At 66.8% G+C, this 7177-nt stretch carries 5 protein-coding genes and 2 rRNA genes (1 of these 7 cut by a window edge); 4 read left to right on the top strand and 3 right to left on the bottom strand.

Annotated elements, in window-relative coordinates; genetic code table 11:
• A 23S ribosomal RNA gene (locus BSL84_RS15555) occupies positions 1-1436 on the top strand (it extends 1684 nt beyond the left edge of the window).
• A 79-nt stretch (positions 1437-1515) separates the two neighbouring features.
• Positions 1516-1632 (top strand): 5S ribosomal RNA (gene rrf / locus BSL84_RS15550).
• A 63-nt stretch (positions 1633-1695) separates the two neighbouring features.
• On the opposite strand, the gene BSL84_RS15545 is transcribed toward rrf, so the two are convergent.
• Positions 1696-2526 (bottom strand): DUF3626 domain-containing protein, encoded by an 831-nt coding sequence (locus BSL84_RS15545; protein WP_075970560.1) that lies wholly within the window; start codon positions 2524-2526, stop codon positions 1696-1698.
• A gap of 39 nt (positions 2527-2565) precedes the next feature.
• Here BSL84_RS15545 and BSL84_RS15540 point away from each other — a divergent pair, with 39 nt between their 5' ends.
• Together BSL84_RS15540 and BSL84_RS15535 are read left to right on the top strand one after the other, a co-directional pair.
• Positions 2566-3132, top strand: coding sequence for a GNAT family N-acetyltransferase (locus BSL84_RS15540; RefSeq protein ID WP_075970559.1), 567 nt, complete (start codon positions 2566-2568; stop codon positions 3130-3132).
• Between the two features lie 72 nt (positions 3133-3204).
• The gene (locus tag BSL84_RS15535; RefSeq protein WP_030036058.1) at positions 3205-4098 is read left to right on the top strand and encodes an IS982 family transposase; all 894 of its coding nucleotides are present in this window, start codon (positions 3205-3207) and stop codon (positions 4096-4098) included.
• 22 nt (positions 4099-4120) lie between these two features.
• Here BSL84_RS15535 and BSL84_RS15530 read toward each other — a convergent pair whose 3' ends face one another.
• On the bottom strand, positions 4121-5752 hold the full coding sequence (locus tag BSL84_RS15530; protein WP_075970558.1) for a type VI secretion protein: 1632 nt from the start codon (positions 5750-5752) through the stop codon (positions 4121-4123).
• A gap of 2 nt (positions 5753-5754) precedes the next feature.
• Entirely contained in the window at positions 5755-7176 is a 1422-nt protein-coding gene (locus tag BSL84_RS15525) for an ATP-binding protein (RefSeq protein ID WP_030028618.1), read from the bottom strand.
• Between the last annotated feature and the right edge of the window lies 1 nt (position 7177).

The raw sequence follows: 7177 nt of genomic DNA, 5'->3' as shown, positions 1-7177 counted from the left end.
AGGGTGTAGGCCGAGGGGTAGGCAAATCCGTCCCTCATACAAGGCTGAGACCTGATGCCGAGCCGATTGTGGTGAAGTGGATGATCCTATGCTGTCGAGAAAAGCCTCTAGCGAGTTTCATGGCGGCCCGTACCCTAAACCGACTCAGGTGGTCAGGTAGAGAATACCGAGGCGTTCGGGTGAACTATGGTTAAGGAACTCGGCAAAATGCCCCCGTAACTTCGGGAGAAGGGGGGCCATTCCTGGTGATCGGATTTACTCCGTGAGCTGGGGGTGGCCGCAGAGACCAGCGAGAAGCGACTGTTTACTAAAAACACAGGTCCGTGCGAAGCCGTAAGGCGATGTATACGGACTGACGCCTGCCCGGTGCTGGAACGTTAAGGGGACCGGTTAGTGACCTTTCGGGGTTGCGAAGCTGAGAACTTAAGCGCCAGTAAACGGCGGTGGTAACTATAACCATCCTAAGGTAGCGAAATTCCTTGTCGGGTAAGTTCCGACCTGCACGAATGGCGTAACGACTTCTCGACTGTCTCAACCATAGGCCCGGTGAAATTGCACTACGAGTAAAGATGCTCGTTTCGCGCAGCAGGACGGAAAGACCCCGGGACCTTTACTACAGTTTGATATTGGTGTTCGGTTCGGCTTGTGTAGGATAGGTGGGAGACTTTGAAGCCCCAACGCCAGTTGGGGTGGAGTCGACGTTGAAATACCACTCTGGTCGTGCTGGATGTCTAACCTCGGTCCGTGATCCGGATCAGGGACAGTGTCTGATGGGTAGTTTAACTGGGGCGGTTGCCTCCCAAAGGGTAACGGAGGCGCCCAAAGGTTCCCTCAGCCTGGTTGGCAATCAGGTGTTGAGTGTAAGTGCACAAGGGAGCTTGACTGTGAGACCGACGGGTCGAGCAGGGACGAAAGTCGGGACTAGTGATCCGGCGGTGGCTTGTGGAAGCGCCGTCGCTCAACGGATAAAAGGTACCCCGGGGATAACAGGCTGATCTTCCCCAAGAGTCCATATCGACGGGATGGTTTGGCACCTCGATGTCGGCTCGTCGCATCCTGGGGCTGGAGTCGGTCCCAAGGGTTGGGCTGTTCGCCCATTAAAGCGGTACGCGAGCTGGGTTTAGAACGTCGTGAGACAGTTCGGTCCCTATCCGCTGTGCGCGTAGGAATATTGAGAAGGGCTGTCCCTAGTACGAGAGGACCGGGACGGACGAACCTCTGGTGTGCCAGTTGTCCTGCCAAGGGCATGGCTGGTTGGCTACGTTCGGGAGGGATAACCGCTGAAAGCATCTAAGCGGGAAGCCTGCTTCAAGATGAGTATTCCCACCTCCTTGAGAGGGTAAGGCTCCCAGTAGACGACTGGGTTGATAGGCCAGATGTGGAAGCCCGGTAACGGGTGGAGCTGACTGGTACTAATAGGCCGAGGGCTTGTCCTCAGTTGCTCGCGTCCACTGTGTTAGTTCTGAAATAACGAACGGCTGTGAAAACACCAGCATGTTCAGAATTTCATAGTGTTTCGGTGGTCATAGCGTTAGGGAAACGCCCGGTTACATTCCGAACCCGGAAGCTAAGCCTTTCAGCGCCGATGGTACTGCAGGGGGGACCCTGTGGGAGAGTAGGACGCCGCCGAACAATCATTGTGGGAAAGCCCCGCACCTTCTGGTGCGGGGCTTTTCTGCGTTCACGGGGCGTTTCCTACGGGTGCTGTCGGTGCATTCCGAAGCGGGCCAGGTAGTGCCAGACCCGCTTGAGAGCCTGTTCGTCGTACCGGCCCGTGCGGGCCGCCTCGCCCAGGATGTGGGGGGTCAGCCGGCCGCCGACGGCGATCTCGGCGCCGAGCTCGACGTACTCCGGGCCGCGGTATTCGGGATGGCGGCGGAGGTCGTCGACCGTGAGACGGAAGCCGGGGTGCCATTCGACCGGGCAGGGAAGTTTGGCGGCCGCCGCCTCGACCGGGGTGTCCCGGTAGCTGGGGTCCAGTACGAGGGCTGCCACGTCGCGGTCCAGCAGGACCGGGGTGTGGACCTGGGCTTCGATGTAGTCGTCGAGGGCGTCCTGGTCGTCGGCTTCGGCCAGGGCGATCAGGGACATGCGGTCCGCGACGCCGAACGACTCCGGCTCCAGGTAGCTGTCCGGGTAGCAGAACGTGGTCCGTGGCAGGGCCGCCGGTGTGAGGCGGAAGTGGGCGGAGCCGAAGCGCGGTGCGGCGCCGGCCGGGTTGCCGCGGAAGTTCAAGGCGCCGTAGACGGGGCGGGACTCGGCCGGCGCGTCGTCGTACGCCCCACCGAATATGCGGCTCTCCCAGAGCCAGCGGGCGCCGCCGGGGTGGGCGGTGAGACCGCCGTTGCCCGTGCCCGTGACGAACTGGGAGCGGTACACGCCGTCCTCCGCCAGGGCGGTGAGGATCGGGCGGTCGCCACACCAGCGGTCGGGGTGGAAGTTCAACGTCACCGCGAGGGTCGGGTCCAACGGCCGGCCGGTGGAGCGAGCGGTGACATGAGCGATGGCTCTGACGTGCGGATTCATGGGTGAAGTCTCGCTGATGGATGGTTAGGATCACCGCTCATGAACGAACTCCAGCATGTGATACGTCCCGTGCGCGCCGACGAGTGGCAGAAGGTCAAGGAACTGCGGATCGCGGGGCTCAAGGATCCGGCGGCTCCGGTCGCGTTCCTGGAGACGGTGGAGCAGGCAGAGGGGCACCTCGACGAGTTCTGGCAGGGGCGGGCCGAGGACGCGTCGCGCGGGCGGCGCGTCCGGCAGTTCGTCGCCGAGGCCGCCGACGGGCGGTGGGACGGCACGGTGACGGTGCTCGTCGAGGAGGGCGGGACCGTCGACTTCTTCGACCGGGAGGTCGAGCGTGCGCAGGGGCATGTGGTCGGGGTGTTCGTACGACCGGAGCAGCGGGGCACCGGGCTGACCGAGGCGTTGTTCACGGCCGCCCTGGAGTGGGCGTGGGGGCTGGAGGAGCCGGTGCTGGAGCGCGTACGGCTCTTCGTGCACGAGGACAACGGGCGGGCCGAGGCCTTCTATCGGAAGTACGGCTTCGAGCCGACCGGGACCGTCGTCCCCATGCCGGGGAACCCGGGCGCCAGGGAGCTGGAGTACGTGCTCCGGCGACCGGTGGGCTAGCCCGCGACACCTCCTAGACGAGTAAGTCCGAAGTTTTCGGGCGCATGAAGCGAGGGTCTCGTTGATCCGTTTGTGACGACAGATCTCGAAACCCTCGCGACTGCACTGTACGTGAGGATTGATGACTCTCTGGCAGGAACGCGGCGATGGGGCCGTCCGCCGAGGCTGACGGATGCCGAGCTGTTGACGCTCGCGGTCATGCAGGCCGTCCTCGGCTTCGCCTCCGAGACCCGCTGGCTTCGGTTCGCCCGCCGCCACCTGAGCGCCGAGTTCCCCTACCTGCCCGAGCAGTCCGGATACAACAAGCGCCTGCGGGCCGCCAACACGCTGATCAGCCGGTTCATCCGCACTCTGGCCCGCGACACCGACCTGTGGCACGACGACGTATGGATCGTGGACTCCACCCCCGTGGAGTGCGCCCGCTCACGGCCGACGGTCAAACGCTCGCAACTGGCGGGCTGGGCCGGTTACGGCTACTGCGCCTCGCACTCACGGTTCTTCTGGGGCTTGCGTCTGCACCTGCTCTGCACACCCGGCGGCCTGCCCATTGCCTGGGCGCTGGCCAACCCGAAAACGGACGAGCGTGAAGTCCTCGCCGGCATGCTCACCCAGGACATCGACCTGCTGGCCACCCACCCCGGGCAGACCATCGTCGGTGACAAGGGCTACGTCTCCAAGCACCTGGACGCCTTCATGGCCGACCACGGCCTGACCCTGCTGCGGCCCAGCTACCGCAACCGCAAGCCACGGCCGGGCGAGCACCTGCTCAAACCGATCCGGCAGCTCATCGAGTCGGTGAACGACACCCTCAAAGGCCAACTCGACCTCGAACGTCACGGAGCCAGGACCCCATCTGGGGTCCTGGCCCGCGTCGGACAACGCATCCTGGCCCTGACCGCAGCCATCTGGCACAACCGGGCCAACGGAACATCCATCACCCGATCACTCGTCGCCTACGACCACTGACCAACACTTCGGACTTACTCGTCTAGAGGTCTGCTCCGGGCCAGCGGGAGCGGGCCTGTTCGCGGCTGCGGCACAGGGCCAGGAGCGGGAGGGTGTCCCCGGTCAGCAGCTCCGGGAGCTGGGGGATCGGGGCCACGGCCGCCACGTCCTCCAGCACCAGGGAGAGTGGTGGGTCGAGCCGACCGTGGGATGACCGTGCGGCCATGCGGCGGCCGTGCTCGACCACGTGAGAGGCGAGTGCGGTCAGCAACGGCATCGCACCCGGGTGGGTGCGAGGGTCCTCCAGAGCTTCACCCACCAAGTAGAGGGTTCCCCCTTCGGCGACGAACGAAGCCAAGGTGAGTGCATCTGTTCGGTTCGGATTGCAGGCCTGGCGGATGTGGATCGAGGAGAGGCAGGAGAGGGCACGGGCCGTCAGGCTCAGGGCGAGCTCGCGGCGTTCCGGGTGCGCGGTGAGGGCGCTCTCCAGTTCGCCGGCGGCGCCCGCGGCGGCCTGGGGGTGGGTGCGCAGGATGCGTACCGGGTCCTGTGCGCTGTTGCCCTGGGCCCAGCGGTGGAGCTGCTTGAACGGGCGGTTGTCGAGGTCGGCGGCCTGGAGCCAGCTGCGCAGGAGCGTTTCGGCGGTGTCGGCCACGGCCTCGTCCAGACGGGCCTGCGGGCGTACGGGGGCCAGCAGGGCGATCGCGCGGGCGGCGGCGGTGTCGCGGTCGGCGCAGCCGTCGGTGGGGTTCCAGTGCATGCGGGCCGGGGTGTCGCACAGGTGGGAGGGGTCGTAGAGGAGGACCGGGCCGAGTTTGGCGCGGGCGTCCTTGGTGTCGGCCCAGAGGGTGGGGGAGGACGTCACGACCAGGGCGGCGCCGTCGGTGTCGCGGATGCGGTGGGTTGCGGTGCGGAGGCGGTCGGCGGGGGTGGCGTAGGTGATCCCTTGCGGAGTCCCTTGCGGAGTCCCTTGCGGGGGCCCGTGTGGGGTGAGTGCGGTTGTTGGTGCGGTTGTCGGTGCGGTTGCGGGGGTCGGGGCGTAGCCGAATCCGTAGCGGTAGGCGTCGTGGGTCGGGCTCGGGTGGGTTGCGGGGGCGCTGCCCCCGGGCCCCCGCGCCTCAATCGCCGGCGGGGCTGGAATCGGCGGGGCCGGAGCGGACTGGATGGGGGCGCTGCCCCCGGGCCCCCGCGCCTCAAACGCCGGCGGGGCTGGAAGTGGCCCCCGTGGCTCGAACGTCGGCGGGGCTGGAGTTGGCGTTTGGGCCTCGGCGGGTGGCGGGGTGGGGTGGGGTTGGGGTGTTTGTTTTGTCAGGGCGCGGCGGGACTTGGTGCGGGCCACCACGCCGATCGTGAAGACGGTCAGTACGAAGAGGACCAGCAGTTGGCTGACGAAGAGGCCCCAGAAGAGGCCCCAGCCGGAGAGGGCTGCCGGGTCGGTGTCCGGCCAGGCGCCCGGGATGTCGTGGGGTTGCGCGGTCAGGGCTCGGACGGCCGTCGGGGTGCGGGTGAAGGTGACGGTGTCGGGCCAGCTGCCCTTGGCGAGGAGGGCGGCCAGGCCGGTGGCCGTCCAGACGAGGACGGCCAGGCCGAGGAGAAACGCCAGCAGGGCGACCAGCAGGCCGTCCGGGATGCCGCCGCCGCGTGCGGAGGGGTCCGTACGTCGTGCGTCGTGCATGGTCAGGCCACCGTGGTCGCGGACCCGGGGCTGCCGCTGCCGCGGCTGCGTTCGATGGACAGGGCGCGTTCCTCCGCTTCCAGTTCGGCGGCGAGGAGGTCGGCGGGGAGGCGGGACGGGGTGGAGGACTCGGTCATGGCGCGGTCGGTGAAGACCAGGGGGCGTTCGGCTTCGGTGATCAAGTGTTTGACGACCTGGACGTTGCCGTTGACGTCCCAGACGGCGATGCCGGGGGTGAGGGTCGGGATGATCTCCACCGCCCAGCGGGGGAGGCCGAGTACGCGACCTGTGGCGCGGGCCTCGTCGGCCTTCTGGGCGTAGATGGTGCGGGTGGAGGCCATTTTGAGGATGGCGGCGGCTTCGCGGGCCGCGGCGCCGTCGACGACGTCGGAGAGGTGGTGGACGACGGCGACGAAGGACAGGCCGAGGCGGCGGCCGAACTTCAGGAGCCGCTGGAACAGCTGGGCGACGAAAGGGCTGTTGATGATGTGCCAGGCCTCTTCGACGAGGAAGATGCGCTTCTTGCGGTCGGGCCGGATCCAGGTGTGTTCCAGCCACACGCCGACGATCGCCATGAGGATGGGCATGGCGATGGAGTTGCGGTCGATGTGGGAGAGGTCGAAGACGATCAGGGGGGCGTCGAGGTCGATGCCGACGGTCGTGGGGCCGTCGAACATGCCGCGCAGGTCGCCGTCGACGAGGCGGTCGATGACGAGCGCGACGTCGAGGCCCCAGGCTCGGACATCGTCTATGTCGACGTTCATGGCGAGGGCGGATTCGGCCTCTGGGTGGCGCAGCTGTTCCACGATGTCGGTGAGGACGGGCTGGCGGTCGCGGATGGTGTCGACGACGTGGGCGTGGGCGACCTTGAGGGCGAAGCCGGCGCGTTCGTCGAGGCCGTGGCCCATGGCGACTTCGATGATGGTGCGGAGCAGGGCGAGCTGCCCGGTCGCGGTGATGGCCGGGTCGAGGGGGTTGAGGCGGATCCCGGAGTCGTTGGCGGCGATGGGGTCCAGGCGGATGGGGGTTATCCCCAGCTGCTGGGCGATGAGGTTCCATTCGCCGACGCCGTCTTCGCCCTGGGCGTCGAGGACGACGACCTGGCGGTCCTTGAAGCGGAGCTGGCGCAGGACGTAGGTCTTCTCCAGGGCGGACTTGCCGTTGCCGGATTCGCCCAGGACCAGCCAGTGGGGGGCCGGGAGCTGCTGTCCGTACAGCTGGAAGGGGTCGTAGATGTAGCCCTTTCCGCTGTAGACCTCGCGGCCGATGATGACGCCGGAGTCGCCGAGGCCGGGGGCGGCGGTGGGCAGGTAGACGGCTTGCGCCTGCCCGGTGGAGGTGCGTACGGGCAGGCGCGTGGTTTCGACTTTGCCGAAGAGGAAGCTGGTGAAGGCGTCCGTCAGCGCTGTCATGGGATCTCGCATG

Source organism: Streptomyces sp. TN58 (genome assembly GCF_001941845.1).
In the GTDB taxonomy this organism is placed as follows: Bacteria; Actinomycetota; Actinomycetes; order Streptomycetales; family Streptomycetaceae; genus Streptomyces.
The sequence above is the reverse complement of the archived record's forward strand: the minus strand, read 5'-3'. Positions and strand labels throughout refer to the sequence as shown.

Coding starts and splice junctions, on each gene's coding strand:
- BSL84_RS15525 (WP_030028618.1), bottom strand. CDS start 7,176: ATGCGAGATCCCATGACAGCGCTGACGGACGCCTTCACCAGCTTCCTC.
- BSL84_RS15530 (WP_075970558.1), bottom strand. CDS start 5,752: ATGCACGACGCACGACGTACGGACCCCTCCGCACGCGGCGGCGGCATC.
- BSL84_RS15545 (WP_075970560.1), bottom strand. CDS start 2,526: ATGAATCCGCACGTCAGAGCCATCGCTCATGTCACCGCTCGCTCCACC.
- BSL84_RS15540 (WP_075970559.1), top strand. CDS start 2,566: ATGAACGAACTCCAGCATGTGATACGTCCCGTGCGCGCCGACGAGTGG.